Annotated in this window: 15 protein-coding genes and 1 riboswitch; of the genes, 13 read left to right on the forward strand and 2 right to left on the reverse strand. The window is 45.3% G+C overall.

The genetic code is table 11. From position 1 onward, the window contains the following. Nucleotides 1-9 precede the first annotated feature (9 nt). From LAQ65_RS12995 to LAQ65_RS13050, 12 genes are all read left to right on the forward strand, one after another. Nucleotides 10-1020: a glycosyltransferase family 2 protein gene (locus tag LAQ65_RS12995; protein ID WP_224117402.1), complete on the forward strand. Its 1011-nt coding sequence runs from the start codon at nt 10-12 to the stop codon at nt 1018-1020. Between the two features lie 4 nt (nt 1021-1024). Next, nucleotides 1025-1879, forward strand: coding sequence for an ABC transporter permease (locus tag LAQ65_RS13000; protein WP_224117403.1), 855 nt, complete (start codon nt 1025-1027; stop codon nt 1877-1879). Beyond that, a complete protein-coding gene (locus LAQ65_RS13005; protein ID WP_224117404.1) occupies nt 1860-2840 on the forward strand; it encodes a glycosyltransferase family 2 protein in 981 nt (326 codons plus the stop codon). Before LAQ65_RS13000 ends, LAQ65_RS13005 begins: the two co-directional genes overlap by 20 nt. A 111-nt stretch (nt 2841-2951) precedes the next feature. Then, entirely contained in the window at nt 2952-3908 is a 957-nt protein-coding gene (locus LAQ65_RS13010) for a class II fructose-bisphosphate aldolase (RefSeq protein WP_224117405.1), read from the forward strand. Beyond that, complete coding sequence (iolB, locus tag LAQ65_RS13015; RefSeq protein ID WP_224117406.1) at nt 3895-4782, forward strand: 5-deoxy-glucuronate isomerase; 888 nt, start codon at nt 3895-3897, stop codon at nt 4780-4782. Before LAQ65_RS13010 ends, iolB begins: the two co-directional genes overlap by 14 nt. A gap of 21 nt (nt 4783-4803) precedes the next feature. Next, complete coding sequence (iolC, locus tag LAQ65_RS13020) at nt 4804-5802, forward strand: 5-dehydro-2-deoxygluconokinase (protein WP_224117407.1); 999 nt, start codon at nt 4804-4806, stop codon at nt 5800-5802. Nucleotides 5803-5857: 55 nt separating this feature from the next. Next, a complete protein-coding gene (iolD, locus tag LAQ65_RS13025) occupies nt 5858-7720 on the forward strand; it encodes a 3D-(3,5/4)-trihydroxycyclohexane-1,2-dione acylhydrolase (decyclizing) (RefSeq protein ID WP_224117408.1) in 1863 nt (620 codons plus the stop codon). Between the two features lie 21 nt (nt 7721-7741). Continuing rightward, nucleotides 7742-9316: a solute:sodium symporter family transporter gene (locus LAQ65_RS13030; RefSeq protein WP_224117409.1), complete on the forward strand. Its 1575-nt coding sequence runs from the start codon at nt 7742-7744 to the stop codon at nt 9314-9316. Nucleotides 9317-9340: 24 nt separating this feature from the next. Further along, nucleotides 9341-10813 (forward strand): CoA-acylating methylmalonate-semialdehyde dehydrogenase, encoded by a 1473-nt coding sequence (locus LAQ65_RS13035; RefSeq protein ID WP_224117410.1) that lies wholly within the window; start codon nt 9341-9343, stop codon nt 10811-10813. A gap of 40 nt (nt 10814-10853) precedes the next feature. After that, nucleotides 10854-11762, forward strand: a complete 909-nt coding sequence (locus LAQ65_RS13040; protein ID WP_224117411.1) for a TIM barrel protein — start codon at nt 10854-10856, stop codon at nt 11760-11762. A 32-nt stretch (nt 11763-11794) separates the two neighbouring features. Further along, nucleotides 11795-12805 carry an inositol 2-dehydrogenase gene (gene iolG, locus LAQ65_RS13045; RefSeq protein ID WP_224117412.1) on the forward strand — a complete coding sequence of 337 codons (1011 nt, stop codon included), beginning with the start codon at nt 11795-11797 and terminating at the stop codon, nt 12803-12805. After that, entirely contained in the window at nt 12802-13836 is a 1035-nt protein-coding gene (locus LAQ65_RS13050; RefSeq protein ID WP_224117413.1) for a LacI family DNA-binding transcriptional regulator, read from the forward strand. The genes iolG and LAQ65_RS13050 overlap by 4 nt, the downstream gene beginning before the upstream one ends. 3 nt (nt 13837-13839) lie before the next feature. Here the strand turns inward: LAQ65_RS13050 and LAQ65_RS13055 are convergent, their stop codons facing one another. Further along, nucleotides 13840-15798 carry a TonB-dependent receptor plug domain-containing protein gene (locus LAQ65_RS13055; protein WP_224117414.1) on the reverse strand — a complete coding sequence of 653 codons (1959 nt, stop codon included), beginning with the start codon at nt 15796-15798 and terminating at the stop codon, nt 13840-13842. 111 nt (nt 15799-15909) lie between these two features. Next, a riboswitch (cobalamin riboswitch) is annotated at nt 15910-16122 on the reverse strand. A gap of 42 nt (nt 16123-16164) precedes the next feature. Next, complete coding sequence (locus tag LAQ65_RS13060) at nt 16165-18225, reverse strand: TonB-dependent receptor (protein WP_224117415.1); 2061 nt, start codon at nt 18223-18225, stop codon at nt 16165-16167. A gap of 67 nt (nt 18226-18292) precedes the next feature. Between LAQ65_RS13060 and LAQ65_RS13065 the strand changes: the two genes are divergently transcribed. Beyond that, nucleotides 18293-19651: an APC family permease gene (locus LAQ65_RS13065; protein ID WP_224117416.1), complete on the forward strand. Its 1359-nt coding sequence runs from the start codon at nt 18293-18295 to the stop codon at nt 19649-19651. Nucleotide 19652: the final 1 nt, after the last annotated feature.

A 19652-nucleotide genomic window follows, 5' to 3' on the forward strand; every position in this document is an offset into this window, starting at 1 on the left:
TTTCATGATATGAGTGACAGGATACCGGAGTCGCCGCCAGTTGTTTATCCCATTCCAGATAATACAAACAGGCCCTTATGGTCTGTAATGATTCCTGCGTATAACTGTATCAATTATCTCCGCGCAACAATTGAAAGTGTTTTATGCCAGGATCAAGGGGAAGGCCTGATGCAAATTGAAGTGGTTGATGATTGCAGTACAGATGGTGATGTAGCGCAACTGGTTCTTGAAACAGGGAAGGGAAGGGTCGCTTATTTCCGCCAAAATGAAAATGTCGGCAGCCTGCGGAATTTTGAAACCTGCCTGAACAGGTCCAGGGGAATATATATTCACCTCCTGCATGGAGACGACCTGGTATTGCCGGGATTTTATGCTGAAATAAAAAAACTATTCGATGCTTTCCCCGAAATCGGCGCTGCATTTACAAGGTATGCCTATGTGAACAGTGAAGGAAAGAAAACACATAATGGCAGGCTTATCCAGGATTTTGAAGGGGTCGTTGACAATTGGTTATATAAAGTGGCATCTTCCCATGGCCTGCAGCCCCCTGCAATAGTGGTTAAAAGATCAGTCTATGAACAGTTGGGTGGATTTTTTGCAGTACATTATGGGGAGGATTGGGAAATGTGGGTGCGAATTGCAAAGCATTACCCGGTAGCATACTCACCAAAGATCCTGGCCTGGTACCGGGTTCACCCGGCCAATATCAGCAGCAGTTTCTTCAGGACCGGGCAAAGCCTGGAAGATGTAAAGAAAGTGATCGGGCTGATTGCAGAAATGATCCCTGAACAGCAAAGAAGCCAGGTTGTGCGGGCGGCAAAGAACCATTTTTCAAGTTATCTGGCTGAGAAATCAGTTGCCGATTTTGGGCGTGATAAAAAAAAATACATGGAATTTGCGTACAAGGTTTTTCGTTTTGACAGCAACCCCAGGACATTTAAGGCATTTGGGTTTTTGTACCTGCGCTATGTATATTCGTTGGTGAAGGGGTCCGCCAGGCGGTTATTGAAAAGACAGTAAACTAATGAGTAAGAAAGTCAAATCAGAATGGGATTGGGAAATAAAACCGCAAACCAGCTGGCTGGGAAGTTCCCTTAAAGAACTTATTGCCTATAAGGATTTGTTATTCGGGCTGGTGAGGAAAGACTTTCTCGGCTCCTACCAGCAAACGCTATTAGGTCCGTTCTGGATCCTGCTGCAACCATTACTTTCTGTCCTGGTTTATATGCTTGTTTTTGTGAAGATCATCGGGTTAAAAACCAATGGTGTGCCTTCCTTTCTCTTTTTCCTTTCCGGCATTAGTTTATGGAACCTGTTCTCTGATATGTTCTTCAGTACGTCTAATGTTGTAGTTGCGAATGCAGGTGTTTTCAGCAAGGTATATTTCCCGCGTTTAATTGCACCCCTTGCCGCAGTGATTTTAAACCTGGTCAGGTTCCTGATCAATGCCTTGCTGCTTTTTGCAGTGCTGGCCTATTTTGCTTTCAGGGGCGATGTCCAGGTTCATTTAGCCGGATTGTTACAATTCATAATACCCGTATTGATAGTAACCGGTATTGCATTAGGTTGTGGACTTATCTTTTCCATCATAACCGTGAAATACCGCGACCTGAATGGGTTCGTGCAAATACTGATGCGATTGTTCATGTTTGTTTGCCCGGTTTTTTATTCCATGACCCTGGTGCCGGAAAAATATAAATGGATGGTGGATATAAATCCTTTGTCGGCACAGTTTGAATTATTCCGGTATTCCCTTTACGGGATAGGGTTGTTTAGTGCTGCATGGGTATTGTATGGACTCGCGTTTATGGTAGTTATCCTAATGGCTGGCGTACTATTATTTAATAAAATGGCAGAACGTGTCGTTGAATTGGCCTGATAGAAATATAAACCTGGTATCTGTCATCATTACTTCCTATAATCATGGCCGTTATATAACAGGCGCCATTGAAAGTGTTTTGAAGCAGTCCTATAGCAATATTGAAATTATTGTGGTAGATGATGGTTCGACGGATGATACGGCGGGTATAGTGGGAAAATTTCCCCAGGTAAAATATGTATACCAGGAAAACAAGGGACTACCTGCTGCACGGAATACCGGGATAGAAAAAAGTACGGGGGAGTTCCTTGTTTTTCTTGATGCGGATGATTGGCTATTGCCCCAGGCAATTTCGGTTAATATCGGGTTATTACTGGAAAGGCCGGAACTTGCATTTGTAGCAGGTGCCCACCAATTCTATATTGAAAAGGATAATTTGTTCCAGCCGGTAGTTAAGGAAAGCCGCGAGGATTATTATTGCCGGCTCCTTGAAGGGAATTTTATCGGAATGCATGCTGCCGTGATGTACCGGAATTGGGTCTTTAAGGAATTTCGTTATGATCCTTCCCTTAAAACCTGTGAAGATTATGACCTGTACCTAAGGATAGTACGGAAATACCCCATGCATTACCACCAGGAGATCATAACTGTTTACCGGATTCATGATACCAATATGTCCGGGGAAAGTAAAAACATGCTGGAAGGTGCCCTGCGGGTACTTAAACGGCAGGAGAAAATTATTTCAACGGAAAAGGAAAAGCAAAGTCTCCGGAAAGGTGTCCTGAATTTCAGTTCATTTTACATGGAAAAACTGGAGAAAAGCTTTTACCTGCGCTTATATTATACAGGGCAAAATATTGGGTTGGAAGAGTTGCTTTACCTGAAAAAGCATGATGCCGGAATTTTCGGCAGGTTTTGCCAGCATAACCTGGCGTACTTACTGGAACATCCGGAACGGGTTAAGGTTAGAGGCTGGCGCAGGTTTATCCCCAAAAAGTCACAATTAAAATCCCTGGTTTAAAAATGTCCTTATTTTTTTGCAGGTATCTGTTTTCTTCCTACTTTAACGTTTTAGTTAAACGTTAAAGTAACTGTCACCCGGGTTGCCCGGGGGTTACCACTTTCTACCGATATGCTTGTATCTCCTGCCTTGTTATACCAACATTGCTATGGCCGTTATGCCATTGCCGCTGTAAATGTTTTTACTATGGAGCAGGTGCATGGCCTGTTTGCCGCAGCGCAAAAATTCCAGTCACCGGTAATAGTACAAATCACCCCTGCCGCCCGCAACTATGCCCATCCGGCCATGCTCATGGCCATGGTAAAAGCAGCGGAGACAATTTATCCCGATACGGTCTACGCAATCCACCTTGATCACGGTACTGAGCCGCATGCTTTTGATGCTATCGGGCAGGGATATACATCAGTAATGATCGATGCATCGCACGATCCGTTTGAAAAGAATATTGCCCGCACTAAAGCCGTGGTGGAAAAAGCACACGAACGGCAGGTGGTTGTTGAAGCAGAACTCGGGGTGCTGAGCGGAGTTGAAGATGACCTGGAAATTGCCGATAAAGACGCACTCTATACCAATCCGAAGCAGGCAAAGGAATTTGTTGAACGCTCCGGTTGCGACAGCCTTGCCATTGCAGTGGGTACCAGTCATGGTGCCTATAAATTCAGCGGCGGGCAAGGCATCCAGTTTCATATACTGGAAAAAATACAGCAGGAATTGCCCGGGTATCCATTGGTGTTACATGGCAGTTCACTGGTTGATAAAAATGAAGTGGCCCTCATTAATAAATACGGCGGCAATTTAAAAGAAGATGCAGCAGGGGTAACAGATGCAGAATTGCAGCAGTCCATCAAATATGGAATTTGTAAAGTGAATATTGCCACGGACCTGCGGTTACTGTGGACAAGGATACACCGCGAGTTTTTTTCGGGCACGCCTGAATTGTTCGACCCGGTTATCCCCGGAAAAAAATATATGGAAGCCTATACTGAATTTATAGGTAAACGCTTTGCCGTTTTGGGTTCAGCCGGCAAAGCCTCATCATTTAAATCAACTCATCATGCGCAGAAGTAAAAAGTATCCCCTGGTAAGTGAAGGCACTGAGGGGTTTGGCGTGTACCAGCAGGTTTTGGCCAAGGATGCGGGCTGGCAGCACCTGAATATGGAAGCCCGGCTTATGAAAAAAGGTGAAGTATGGCAGGGTGAAACCGGCGATAATGAATATGCCATTATTTTATTAAGCGGGAACTATTCAGTTGTTACAGATAAGGGAAGCTGGCAAACGACCAATGGCCGGACCAGTGTATTCAAGGGGATAGCACACACATTGTACCTGCCAAGGCATACCAGTTTTTCGCTTACGGCTACCAGCGATGTGCTCGATATCTCTTACGGTTGGACAGCCAGTGATATGGATTTCCCGGCCCGGTTTAAGACACCAGAGGAAGCCGCCATAGAAATCCGGGGTGGTGACAATGCAACCCGGCAAATCAACAGCCTGGTGGAACCGGGATTTGCCTGCCAGAAAATTATTGCCGTTGAAGTATATACCCCTTCCGGCAACTGGAGTTCCTTTCCCGCGCATAAGCATGATGAAAGAAAGGTAGATACCAATGGGAACGTCCTTGAAGCCAACCTGGTAGAAACTTATTTCTACAAAATAGAAAAGCCCGAAGGCTTTGCCATCCAGCAGGTATATAATGATGACCGCAGCCTGGATGAAATCATGAAAGTGAAAAACAATGATGTCGTGCTGGTGCCAAAAGGCTATCACCCAGTTGTAGCCGGGCATGGCTACCATTGTTATTACCTGAATTTCCTGGCCGGCAGTGACCAGTCACTGGCGAATACACCAGATCCCGACCAGGTATGGATTTTTAATTCCTGGAAGGGAAAGGATCCGCGCATCCCCCTCGTAACAGCAGCAATGAACACGCCGTCCTTATAAGCAAATGAAAAAAATATTTTAATGGATATATTAACTATTGGCAGGTCTTCCATCGATTTATATTCCCAGGATATCGGGGCTGATTTTGTGGATATCACCGGCTTTAATGCCTTCGTTGGCGGGTCGCCGTTGAACATTGCCGTAGGCGCGCAACGCCTGGGCCTGAAGACAGCCTTGCTGACTGCAGTTGGACAGGATAAGGTAGGGGATTTTATCCTGCATTTCCTGGATAAAGAAGGCGTGAATACTTCATTCATACCAAAAGTACCTGATGCAAGGACCAGTGCTGTGGTTTTAGGTATTGAACCACCCGACCGTTTCCCGCTGGTATATTACCGTGATAATGCTGCCGATACGCGTATAACCATTGATGATGTTATAAAAGCCGGGATTAAAAATTTCAGGCTGGTTGAAATTTCTGGTACTGCTTTGAATAAGGAGCCTTCACGCAGTGCTGTTTTCTATGCTGTTGAACAGGCCGCTGAGCAAGGCGTGCAGGTTGTGCTGGATATTGATTTCCGGGCAGACCAATGGTCCGATATACGTTCATTCGGATTGATGGTAAGGGCTATTTTGCCTAAGGTTGATATTGCACTGGGTACTGAAGAAGAAGTGCTTGCGGCAACCCTTGTAGATACCGCTTCAGTTGCCATTGCGCACCAGCAGATTTCAGCACCAGAAGTAAAAGGTGACCTGCAATCAGCCATACAAAAAATATTGAATACCGGGGTGAAAGTACTGGTGGTGAAAAAAGGTTCGAAAGGAGTTACGATTTATAAGAAAGGCGAAGCTCCTGTAGATGTACCCGGATTTCCAGTGGAGGTTTTAAATGTGCTGGGTGCAGGTGATGCATTTGCAAGCGGGTTTATTTATGGCCATCTGCAGGGATGGGACTTATACAAAGCCTGCCGCATGGGGAATGCAAGCGGGGCATGGGTGGTCCAAAAACCAGGCTGTGCAAATGATATGCCTTCCCTGCAGGATGTAATGGCATTGGTTGAATCCAGGGGTGGATTTTAATAAGGATGATACCCGAATAACAATAAACAGTTTTACAATAATAAAATAACAGGCTATGGCCATCAAAACCAAACGATTAACCACTGCGCAGGCAACCATCTTGTTTTTACAAAACCAGTATGTATCCCGCGATGGAAAGGAACAGCCATTTTTTGCCGGATGCTTTGGCATATTCGGTCACGGGAATGTTGCAGGCATCGGGCAGGCATTAGCGCAATACCCATCCTTTAAATATTACCAGTGCCGCAATGAACAGGCGATGGTCCATTCCGCCATTGCCTATGCCAAAACAAAAAACCGCCTGGGCGCTTTTGCCTGCACCACATCAATTGGTCCGGGTGCAACCAATATGATCACCGGGGCAGCAACGGCGACCATTAACCGTATTCCCGTCCTGCTGCTGCCAGGAGATATTTTTGCCACAAGGCAGGTAGCGCCAGTGTTACAGCAACTGGAAGCCAATTATTCACAGGATATTTCGGTGAATGATTGCTTTAAGCCCGTATCAAAATACTGGGACAGGATCAATCGTCCCGAGCAAATTATTACTGCGTTGCCGGAAGCGATGCGGGTACTCACCTCACCGGTAGAAACCGGGGCTGTAACCCTTTGCATGCCACAGGATGTACAGGCAGAAGCCTTTGATTTTCCTGCCAGCCTATTCGAGAAAAGGGTATGGCCCGTGCAACGCCTTCGTCCAGATAAGCAGGCATTGCTAAAAGCGGTAGCAGCCATCAAAGACGCCAAAAAACCGATAATCATAGCAGGTGGTGGTGTGCTGTATAGTGAAGCAAGCGCTGAGTTGAAAAAATTAGTGAATGCAACCGGCATTCCTGTTGCAGAAACCTTTGCCGGTAAAGGAAGCCTTCGATATGATGAGCCGCAAAACTTAGGTGCAGCGGGCGTTACAGGCACCCCGGGAGCAATTGCAATGGCTGCAGCAGCTGATGTGGTCATCGGCATCGGAACCCGGTACAGTGATTTTACCACCATTTCAGAAGCAGCGTTTCAGAATAAGTCGGTAAAGTTTGTCAATATTAATGTGGCTGAGTTTGATGCATTCAAACATTCAGCAATTCCGCTGGTGGGTGATGCCAGGGAAGTTTTGAAAGAACTGAATTCATTGCTGAAAGATTATAAAGTACCTGCTGCATATCGCACACAAGTTGTGAGATACAATAAGGAGTGGGATGAGAAAGTGGAATCCGTTTACAGGTATAGTCATGGTGTACCCATGAGCCAGGGTGAAATCATTGGCGCTGTAAATTCCGCCAGTGCGGATAAGGACATCGTGTTATGCGCTGCCGGAAGTTTACCCGGCGACCTGCACAAACTATGGCGGACAAGGGATCCCAAAGGATTCCACCTGGAATACGGATACTCCTGCATGGGCTATGAAATTGCAGGCGGGCTTGGCGCCAAGATGGCCGATCCTTCCAGGGAAGTGTATGTGATGGTAGGAGATGGCAGTTACCTGATGCTGTCGCAGGAAATTATTACTTCCATCCAGGAAGGTATAAAGCTCACGATAATACTCATCAACAATAATGGTTATGCCAGTATTGGAGGATTATCAGCATCGCTTGGAACCGAAGGTTTCGGCACAAGGTACCTGTACAGGAACCCTAAGACCGGGCAACTAAATGGTAAGCCATTGCCCGTTGATTTGGCCGCAAATGCAGCCAGTATGGGAGCAACCGTAATTAAGGCAGAAAATATAGCAGCGTTGAAAACCGCATTGGAAGAGGCGAAAAAGATGACAAAGACTACAGTGATTTATGTGGAAGCAGACCGCGAGCACCGTGTTGGCGGTTATGCATGGTGGGAAGTGCCTGTTGCAGAGGTGTCATCCAGTAAAAAAGTAAAAGAAGCCTACGCGAAGCTGGCAAAAAACAAAAGCACACAGAAGAATTATTAATCAAATAAAACCAGCCCAGAAATGAATCAGGCTCTGCTAACGTTTGTCTTGTTTACGGTTTTTGTAGGAATCTATTCCTGGTACAAAATGCGCAAGGAAAAATTCGGATCCGCCACCAGTTATTTTTTAGGCGGCCGAAGTCTTGGTGCACCCTTGATTGCCATATCCATGTTGTTAACCAATATTTCCACGGAACAACTGGTAGGTATGAACGGGTCATCTTACAAGAACGGGTTTATTGTAATGGCCTGGGAGGTAACGAGTGCTATAGCGCTGGTCATTGGTGCCGTTTATTTCATTCCCCGGTATTTAAAAATGGGACTAACCACCATTCCCCAGTACCTCGAATTGCGTTTCGATAAATCAACACATACCATAGTAAACCTTTTGTTGATTGTTTCTTTTGTCGTTACGCTATTACCAGTTGTTTTATATACTGGCGCACTCAACTTTGAAACATTGTTTGATATTTCAAAAATGTTCAACATTACCCGGGACCAGTCGATCTGGTACCTGATTGTTATTATTGGTGTTTTGGGTTCAGTGTATGCTACGTTTGGCGGACTAAAAGCGGTTGCTTATTCTGATGCAATTTATGGCATCGGGTTATTCATTGGCGGTTTAATGGTTCCGGTATTCGCATTGATGCAGATTGGCCATAATGATATTGGAGAGGGACTGAGCAAGGTCTACACATCAGCACCGGAAAAATTCAATTCTATTGGTAGCAGTACTTCAGTTTTGCCATTCAGTACACTATTCACCGGACTGGTGGTGAACCAGATATATTTCTGGTGTATGAACCAGGTGATTGTTCAGCGGGCCCTGGGTGCCTCAAATTTAAAGGAAGCCCAAAAAGGCTTCCTTATCATGGGCCTGTTTAAAATATTAATGCCCATTATTATTGTATTGCCTGGTGTAATTGGCTTTTATTATTTCAAGGATACCCTGTTTGCCAACCAGGATACTGTTTATCCTGAACTGGTGAAAAAAGTATTGCCAATAAGCCTTGTAGGTTTTTTTGCTGCAGTAGTAATGGGTACCGTGCTAAGTACATTGAACGGTGTGTTGAATAGTGCTGCAACTTTATTTAGTATTGGCGTATATAAACGGCAAATTGACCCGGCAGCCAATGATAAAAAACTGGTCAGGATAGGTAAAATGACCTCACTTACCCTGGCGGTATGTGCAATGGGACTGGCCCCGTTGGTGGCTAAAGCCCCGGAAGGAATGTACCAGCTATTACAACAATTGAACGGGATATTCTTTATCCCAATTGCTTCTATATTAATTGGCGGTTTCTTCATCAAAAGTATTTCAGCCCAGGGTGCCAAGGCAGCTATTTTTACAGGCCTGGCATTTTATATCCTCACTTCATTTGTGTTTAAAGTGAACCTGCATTTTATCCATGTATGGGGCATTGAATTCCTGCTGAATATCGGGGTGATGCTTGCTGTATCTGCTGTGTACAAAAATAAAAACCAATACACTCCTACATATACCGGTGAAGTGGAAATAACGCCCTGGAAGTACACAAAACCTGTATCAATATTTTTAATAATTGTTACTGTACTTGTATTTTATTTATTGAGTTAATGAAGCCTTTAAAATAATTGATTTATGAAAATCTTACAGAATTACATCAACGGACAATGGGTGGACAGCAATAGTACTGAAACCGCCAATGTAGTTAATCCGGCTACACAGGAAGTGCTGGCCAGGGTTCCTTATGGCAGCGAAACCAGGAAGGATATTGACCTTGCTGTAAACGCAGCCCAACAGGCATACCTTGAATGGAAGAATGTGCCGGTGCTGAAAAGGATACAGCCGTTGTTTAAACTGAAACAGTTGCTGGAAGAAAACCGTGATGAAATCAGTCGCCTTATAACCCTGGAATGTGGTAAAACACTGGCTGAGTCAAATGGTGAAATACAGCGGGCAATTGAGAATGTGGAAGTGGCCTGCGGTACGCCCATGCTGATGCAAAGCGAGTTCCTGGAAAACGTAGCAACTGGTATTGATGAGTTCATGATCCGCCAGCCATTAGGTGTAACGGCATGTATCGCGCCATTTAATTTCCCGGCAATGATCAGTTTTTGGTTCCTGCCTTATGCAATCGCAACCGGCAATGCCATGATCGTTAAGCCTTCAGAGAAAGTGCCGCTGACGATGATGAAAATATTTGAATTGTTAAGCCAGCTGGATTTGCCAAAAGGGGTGATCAATATGGTGCATGGCGGAAAAGCATCAGTTGATGGTTTGCTGGAGCATCCCCTGGTGAAATCGATCAGTTTTGTAGGCAGCACCCCGGTTGCCAGGTATATATATGCAACCGGAACGGCCAATGGTAAAAGGGTCCAGGCCCAGGGTGGCGCAAAAAATCCAGTTGTGATTTTGCCGGATGCTGATATTGAAATGACTTCGCAGATCATCACCGACAGTGTATATGGTTGCGCCGGCCAGCGTTGCCTTGCTGCTTCCGTGGTAATTACGGTTGAAGATAACGGCAAGATCAAGGAATCCCTGTATGAAGCTGCCAAAGCGAGGTCTGTTGGTTATGGCTTAAATGCAGGCATTGATATGGGCCCGGTAATCAGTCCGGAAAGTAAGTCCCGGATTGAACACCTGGTGGATAAAGGCGTAGCAGAAGGCGCAAACGTTTTGCTTGATGGCAGGAATAAAAAAATCAGTGGTTTCGAGCAGGGGAATTTCATCAGTCCCACGATCCTGGAAAACATTTCACTTTCCGGTGAGCTGATCAAGACTGAAATATTTGGCCCGGTAATGAGCCTCCTGCACATGAAAACTGTTGATGAAGCCATAGCGTTTATAAATAGCGGCGTTTATGGCAATATGGCCTGCCTGTTTACCAATAGTGGCAGCAATGCCCGGAAATTCCGCAATGAAGTAATGGCGGGCAACGTAGGCATCAACATTGGTATTGCCGCTCCCATGGCCCAGTTCCCATTCAGTGGCTGGAAGGATAGCTTCTTTGGCGACCTGCATGGACAAGGCAAGCATGCCATTGAATTCTTTACCCAAACAAAAATTGTGGTGGAACGCTGGCCGAAAGAATGGGCAAGAAAATTCTAATGGGGAGCAACAAAAAAGAAGAAATAAATAAACGAATAATATGAAGAAAATAAAAATTGCCAATGCGCCTTGTAGCTGGGGTGTATTAGAATTTGAATTGGAAGGCGAGGCGATGGGCTACCAGCAGGTATTGGATGAAATTGCCGCGACGGGTTATGCCGGTACAGAATTGGGAGATTGGGGATTTATGCCAACTGACCCTGGCCAGTTGCGAGCAGCTATCCAGCAAAGGAACCTGGAACTTTTGGGTGCTTTTGTTCCGGTGGCTTTGTCAGATGAATCGGCCCATGCTGAAGGAATTGAACGCGCGTTAAAGACTGCCGGGTTGATGCATGGCGCGGGATATGCAGATGCCTTTATAGTATTGGCAGATAACAATGGAACAGTCCCTGAGAGAACCCGCAATGCAGGCAGGGTCCAGGCAGGCCAATTGTTGCCATTAGCGCAATACAAAACAATTGCAAAAGGTGCAGACGCATTGGCTTTGGCAGTAAAGGAAAAATATGGCATGCGTACTGTATTTCACCACCATGGTGCAGGTTATGTTGAGACCCCGCAGGAAATTGACTGGTTGCTGGAGTTTACAGATCCGCAATTGGTGGGATTGTGTTTCGATACCGGCCATTACCGTTTGGGTGGTGGTGCAGATCCTTTAGCCGCCCTGGAAAAGTATTATTCCCGGGTTTGGCATGTGCATTTCAAGGATTTCAATCCTGAAGTTGCCATGATGTCTGCAGTTAATAACTGGGATTATTTTGAATCAGTCAGGAATGGTATTTTCTGCGAACTGGGAAAAGGAGATGTTCCCTTTGAAGCCATCAGCAAGTTCCTGGACAGCAGGAACTACGAAGGCTGGATTGTTGTGGAACAGGATGTTTTACCCGGTATGGGAGCGCCGAAAGTTTGTGCGCAACATAACCGTGATTTCCTGAAAAGTATCGGCCTATAAATAAAATAAAGTCTTATAACAATTACCAGTATATGAAAAAAGTTAACATAGCCATTTTGGGCATTGGCAGGATCGGGAAGATCCATTTAAAGAATATGCTTCGGCATTTTTCCGGTGTGAATGTAGTTGCTGTAGCTGATGTCAATTTCCCAGCGGATGAATTTAAAAAGGAATTCCGCGACATATTTTTTTCGAGCCAGCCTGCAGATGTGGTTTCCATTCCCGAGGTAGAAGCAATTGTGATTTGCACTCCTACCAGTTCGCACGCGGCTATGATTGAAATGGCCGTTAAAGCGGGGAAACATATTTTTTGTGAGAAGCCGGTAGACCTTTCCCTTGAAAGGACCAGGGCCCTGGTTGAAATGGCAAAAGCTGCAGGTGTGAAACTGATGCTAGGGTTCAACCGTCGCTTTGATCCTGATTTTATGGAAGCGCGCAAGAATATCCAGGCAGGAAGGATAGGGGATATCCAGGTAGTAAAAATTACGAGCCGTGACCCGGGTTTGCCTCCACTGGATTATATAAAAAATTCGGGTGGCTTGTTTATGGATATGGCCATCCACGATTTTGATATGGCCCGTTACATGATGGGTAAAGAAGTAAAGGAAGTGTATTCAAAAGGTTTGGTATTGGTTGACAAGCAGGTGGCTGATGCGGGAGATATCGATACGGCGCTGACTACCCTCGTTTTTGAAGACGGTACTTATGCGGTTATCGACAATAGCCGTAAAGCCATTTATGGGTATGACCAGCGTATTGAAATATTTGGCAATAAAGGGATGATCCAGGTAGACAATAACCTGCACAACCGCAATATTATTTCGGATGCAAATGGTATTCATCATGCCCTGCCACTCGATTTCTTTATGGATCGATATGCTGCATCCTACCTCGGCGAAATGCAGCATTTTATAGATGCATTGAGTAATAATGCACCATTACCTGTTACCGGGGAAGACGGGCTGAAGGCCACGGTAATTGCAGTAGCAGCGAAAAAATCAGTCGCTGAAGGCCGCCCCGTTTTGATCAGTGAAATCAAATGACCAGGAAGACTTCTATAAAAGATATTGCTGCAAGGGCCGGTGTTTCATTAACTACTGTTTCGATTGTGCTGAATGGACGCGCGCGTGAGATGAAGATCAGTGATGCCATGGCGGAGAAAATAACCAGCCTGGCCAAGAAAATGAACTACCGGCCCAATCAGTTTGCCAAAGGGCTTCGCACGGGTAAAACTAATACCATCGGGTTGATTGTGGATGATATTTCCAATTACTTCTTCGGCCACCTGGCCAAGTTTGTAGAAGAAGAAGCAGATGTACTGGGTTATACTGTGATGTTTTGCAGCAGTGAGAATAATGAAGGGAAGTCCAGGAATATTTTGAACATGCTTGTCGACAAGCAGATGGATGGGTATATAATTGCACCAACAACTTCGATGCTCCCGGAATTAGAGCGGCTGGTCAGGGAAAAAAAGCCGGCAGTTTTAATAGACCGGTATTACCCGCAACTGGATACCAGTTATGTTACCATTGATAATACGAAAGGGAGCCTTGATGCCGTGAATTACCTCGCGAAAAAAGGCCATACTAAAATTGCACTGGTAACCAATGAGACAGACCAGGTGCAAATGGTGCAACGTATCAGCGGGTATGCCGATGGGTTACAAAGGAATAAACTGCCATTTGATAAAACACTGGTTAAGAAAATTAAATTTGGCCTTAGTGATGAAAAACTTGTAAAGGACATCAGGCAGTTCTTAACAGCGAAGGAAGGTGAAATTGATGCCATATTTTTCACTTCCAATAATTTGGGCATAGCAGGTTTGGAAGCTTTGCATATGATTGGGAAAAAAATCCCGGATGATATTTCAGTGCTGTGTTTTGATGACAATGATTTGTTTCGTTTGGGTACACCGGGAATTACAGTGGTTTCACAACCCATAAAAACCATTGCAAAGAAAGCCGTTGAATTGCTGGTTAGGCAGATCAGCCAGGTTCAGTCTGAAACCGAACATGTTGTCCTGCTAACCAGCATGATAGAAAGGGAATCGGTGAACCAGCCGGTAAGTAAATAGTTATTACAATTTTACTTTTACACCAGCCATCATATTGAACCTACGGCTATTGTAGCCATACAGGTCAAAATATTGCTGGTTGGTTATATTGCTGAAATCTGCATAAATTTCCAGGAATGAGGCGGCTTTATAATTCGCATAGGCACCGAGGTTGTAATAGGCGCCAAGTTGTTTTGGTTCCGCTTCAAAACTGGCCGGATTAAAATAAATATCCTGCCGCTTATCTACCCAGCGGAAACTCGCGCTTACATATAACCTGGGGTTCAGTTGAAAGCCAGATTGTAAATTGACGTTGTGTTTCGGCCGGCGATATAAATTGAAATAGCTGCTGTCTTTCCCATTATTTTGCGTGGTTATAGCGCCATCTGTGAAAGTATAATTAGCGGTAAACTGCAACTTGCCGGATGGCCTGAAAATGAATTCTGTTTCAACTCCCTTGTCGGCTTGCTTATCCGCGTTTTTGTATTGTCCATAAGGAGGAGTGAAACTGCTTTGGAATATAATTACATCTTTTATACTCCTGTTAAAATAAGTTGCCCGGGCCGTTATTTTTTTTGAGTTGCTATTGTATTGTAAACCTGCTTCGTACTGGAAGCTATGTTCAGGATCGAGGTCAGGGTTTCCGTATTCGGAAGCAAGATGATAAACTGAAGGCGCCCTGAAGGCGGTTGCCACTGAGCCATACAGCTTTATGTTTTTCTGCAGCATGAAATAGGGGTTGACAGAATAAGTAAACACATCCCCGAAATCATTATGGTGTGTTAACCTGCCACCGATTTCGGCACCAAACCAGCCAAATTCTTTCAATGAAAAAGAGGTATAGGCACTCATCATATTTGCTGCCAGGCTGTCTTTGCCAAGATTGCTGTAACTGGTGGTGATGTCTGCCGAATTGCTACGGTAGTCGATGCCCGCCAGTAAGGCAAGGTGCTTGTGCAATACCAGGTTAAGGTATGATTCCGCGAAAAGGGAACGGCCCTTGTAATCGCCATGAAATGGGTCATAGTCATTTTGTCCAACAGGGTTATTCACCAGGTCATCATACCTGCGCCTGATACCGTTGTAATTCAGGTTAACCGTAACTGATCCATTTTTAAATGTATTCAGGGATTGGAGGCTGTATAAGTCCTGCTCGTATTTAATGGTATTGTTTTTATCATCTGCCAGGGCATCATCATCGATATCGGCGCCATACCTGCTTTTCTGCCAGTAGCCGCGCAAAGACCAGTGATTAGAAATGGAATAGCCAAGTGATGCATTGTAAATATCCTGGTGATAGCCGTCTTTGTCGAAACCCTGGTTTCCGGTTGCATCATAAGCCGCGGAAAACCCTTTTGATTGCAGCCTGTCATACTGCAGCGAATAATTAAATTTCCCAGACTGTCCGCTAACCCCGGCATTGCCTTTAAAAGTTCCATAGGTCCCGCCTGCGAGGTGGAGGTTGGCACCCAGGGCTTTTCCTGATTGATTTTTACGGGTGATGATATTGATTACACCAGCTACTGCATCTGAGCCGTACAAGGTAGATTGTGCCCCTTTCAGGATTTCAATCCGCTCCACCTGGTCGGTGGCGATGTGGTTAATATCAAACTGAATGGTGATTCCAGAACCATCCGTAACCGGCATGCCATCAATAAGGATCAGCGTGTTTGCTGCAGCCGCACCGCGCATGTAAATAGTCTGGTTGGTGCCTAATGCATTCTGGGCGCCATTAACGATGATGCCTGCCTGTTCATTCAAAACCTGGCTGATGGTGCGGCCGCTGTTGTTTTCCAGGGTTCGCCTGTCGATTACTGTCAGGACCTTGCCTGTGCTGCTTTGTTTCTGGGGTGTTTTGTTTGCGGTAACAACCACTTCATCAAGCGACCTGATTCCTGAACTGTCTGGTAAAATGCCCTGTTGCTGGGCCAAAAGGGGACTGCCAATTAACGTAGCAGCCACCAAAATCCATTGTTTTTTCATCTGTAGAAAAAATGATTTAAGTGACTGCTTCCGGAAAAAATTGAAGAGTAGAAATATAAATGGCCTGTGAAGGCCTTTTACAGTTCATGCTTTTCTCCCGAAAGCAAAATGAATGTTATACGGCACCTGGCAGGTCTTCTGGCTCATTCTGCGTTAAACACCTTCCCATCAGCGCAAACTGACAGTGGTTGATTTGTTTAAGGGGTAACACTACAATTGCATCACCTGAATTTACAGCTACGGGGATAGCGCCGGGATTACACCGGACTTCCCTTTTAATCCGGTGAGGGTTAGCTCACCAGAACCGGGCACAGCGCGAAGGTATTGAAAGAAAAATTTTCTATAGAAAATTTCCGGAACTGCACATCATAAAATAACAATCCGGAGCCCCATAAAATAATTCCTTTTCATTGCAGCATTGTAATACCGGCCGCCAACAGCATTGATATCATTACCAAGACTGTAGGTTGAATTGAACAGGTTGTCTGCACCGGCAAACCCGCTTAGCTGCCGCCAGATCTTGCTACCAACCCTGAAGCCTAAAAGCTGGTAGGCAGAGGCTTTGGCAGTATTGGCATCATTCAGCCAAATAGGATCTACATACTGGTAGGTAAGGTGTGCTGAAATTTTATAAGGGCCTTCGAGATCCAATCCGGTTGATACCACTTGTTTGGCAATGCCAGGAATTTGCTTGCCACTATAGTCGGTATTTCCTTGTTTGAACTGGTCATAAGAAAAGGGGTTTAGGGCATAGCTGCACCAATACTGGAGTCCCCATGAATCAGGCTGGCTGTATTTTTGGGCAAGAATTTCATATTTAAGGTAGCCTTCAAATCCATATTGACGGGTAGAACCTGCATTTTCAAAATAGTCAGCCCCGGATGAATCACGCCGCGAAACAATTGCATCCTGTAAACGGAAATAAAAAACATTAATATCAAACCAAAGCCTGTTTTTGAAAGTCCTGCCCCTGAAGCCTGCTTCATAATTCCAGCCCCATTCTGCCTGTAACTGCGTATTGATTACACTTGTAGACGGCAATAATTCAGCGGTCGTAGGCGGGGAAAATCCCTTTGAAGCCAATGCATAAATGGTAGATGAGCGGAAAGTCTTCGAGAGGGAAATCCTTGGGCACCATTCACCCCTGTAGTCTGTTGACGATGTGCTTACCGGCACAGTAGTTTCCCGGCTGATTGTTACCCGGTTACTATTCCAGCTGATGCCACCCGCCGGGTGCCACCCGCCGGGTAAACTGAATTCGACCTGCGAAAAAATGAGGGCATTTTTTGGGGTTACAGCATCGGCAGTCTGAAGGCTATCGGGTTTGCCCTGCTTATTGCGGAATACGTTTACCTGGTAATGGCCTTCCTGCCATTCGCCCCCGGCAGTTAATTGTAATTTACTGCGACCTACCGGAGCCGTATACGCGAATAGTGCCCTTCCACCGTAATGCGGTTCAGAGCGCTCTTCATAATTCCGTATTGTTGGGTTATCAACTTTTGTGAATGCACCATATAATGATATCCCTAAACTAAGGCGGGAAGAAGGTTGGAAATGCTGGTATATACCGCTGTAAAATGTTTTTTGTGCAATAGCTGCCTGCGCATCTTCTGCAGAAGGGAATGGCCCTGCCGCAGGCCTGGCTTGTTTTGGGTCCTGCTGGTATTGGGCCAGGGTAAGAGCGCCAGGGGTCTCGTAATGTAAATCGCTATACAGGACAAGTGCCGATAAACTTGCTTTGTCATTTTCCCGTACTGTTGCCTGCCAGCTGCCGAAGGTCCGTTCCATTGCAGTATGGTTCCTGTATCCATCCAACCGCATATGGTGAAGTGTGATTCGGTTATTCATTGCGATTGTCCCAAATGATAGGCCTGCATCAGCCTGCCGGAGGCCATAACTTCCTGCGGTAAGGTTAAGGACAATTGATTTTTTTGAACTAGTATCACCATAAGCGAGGAGGGCCCCACCCGTGCCTGCTCCATAACTGCTACTGGCAGGGCCTTTAAGGATTTCCAGTTGGGAAAATGCTGCAGGTGGAAATCCGTTCAGGTAAGTATTGCCACCCGGATCGGTAAAAGGTAACTGATCGTAATACATCCTGATATTCCGGACCCCGAATGGAGATCGCAGTGAACTACCCCTGATAGCTAACCGATAACTGCCAGGCGACCTTTCTTCCATTCTTACACCAGGTATAACATTAACTGCCGGTAATGCTGTAACAGGGGAAAACCGCTGCCAGTCTTCAGGCCTTACGAGGCCAACAGCTGCAGCAGCTTCCTTCAGGCGCATAGGCCGTGAATACCCTTGTACAATTACCGAATCCAGCGGTATGAATGTCTTTTCAGCAGAATCCTTAACCTGTGCCACAACAGCTATAGCCCTAAAAAACAGGCAGGTTAAAATAAATGGTTTTATCCAGCGCATATCCGAAGATATGCCGGGAAATTAATTTTTGGTGAACGTTGATTTCTACTTTCTATATCTTCATGGCATGACGGCAAAAAACCAACTTCGGCTCTTTGACCTGACCATGATCGTGATCGGGCTGGTTATCGGCATGGGCATTTTTCGAACTGCAACAGATTCAGCAATGGCAGCCATTACACCAGGCATCTATTTTTCAGCCTGGGTGGCCGGTGGAATAATTGCACTTTGCGGAGCGCTCACCTATGCTGAAATAGGGTCAAGGTTTCCGATCACCGGGGGGTATTATAAAATTTTCGCGGAATGCTATCATCCTTCTGTTGCGTTTGCCATTAATTGCATTATACTTATTTCTAATGCTGCTTCGCTTTCGGGTGTTGCCCTAATTGGCAGTGAATATATTTGCCAGCTAATCTTCAAAGACCCACCAGCTGATTTTATAAAGGCCCTTGTTGCCATGAGTGCCATCATAGTTTTTTATGGTGTAAACCTGGCTGGGCTTCGGATGAGTTCCCGCACCCAGAATGTATTAATGCTGATCAAGATATCTATGGTGCTTTTACTCATCGGATCCCTTTTCTTTCCGGGGGCGCCCGCCCAATCGGAGGCATTAACAAGCGCTGCAGAGAATACCACCCATTCACTCATGGATTATATCAAGTCATTTGGCATAGCCCTTATTGCTGTTTCATTTACCTATGGGGGGTACCAGCAAACCATCAATTTCGGTGATGAAGTGCACGAGCCCCGGAAAACCATACCCCGGGGCATTTTCATTGGTATACTTGTTATTATAGGGTTATACCTTTTAGTACAGTGGTCCTATGTGCATACCATTGGATTCAATGAACTTAAAACTACCAGGGGCATTGCAGCGGTGGTTGCAGAACGGATGTTTGGCCCGACCGGCAAAACGGTTTTCACGCTGCTCTTATTCCTGGCAGTCCTGGCCTACGTAAACGTACTGCTGCTTAGTAATCCACGGGTGATGTATGCCATGAGTAAGGATGGGATTTTGCCTGTCGCATTTTCACGTAAAAATGAAAAGCGGGATGTACTAACGGTCAGCCTTACTGTATTTTCAGCCATATGTGTGCTGGTTCTTTTCTTTGCCAATACTTTCGACAAAATATTAGGGTTCACAATTTTCCTTGATTCCATTGGAATGGCTACATCGGCTGCTACCATTTTTATTTTACGGAAGCGGACCAGCCACCTCAATAATACGGGCATCTATACCATGAGGTTATTCCCGCTCATGCCACTTGTTTTTATTGCAGCCTATACTTTCGTAGGCATAAGCATTATGTTTAATACACCGCAGCTTGCGGTTACCGGATTAGCGGTATTCGCCCTATTTTTGCTGATTTACTTTTTGGTCGTGAAAGGGAGAAATAACGTGAATCGTGAAGAAACACTCAAATAAA

The organism is Flavihumibacter profundi (assembly GCF_020076305.1).
GTDB classification, from domain to species: Bacteria; Bacteroidota; Bacteroidia; order Chitinophagales; family Chitinophagaceae; genus Flavihumibacter; species Flavihumibacter profundi.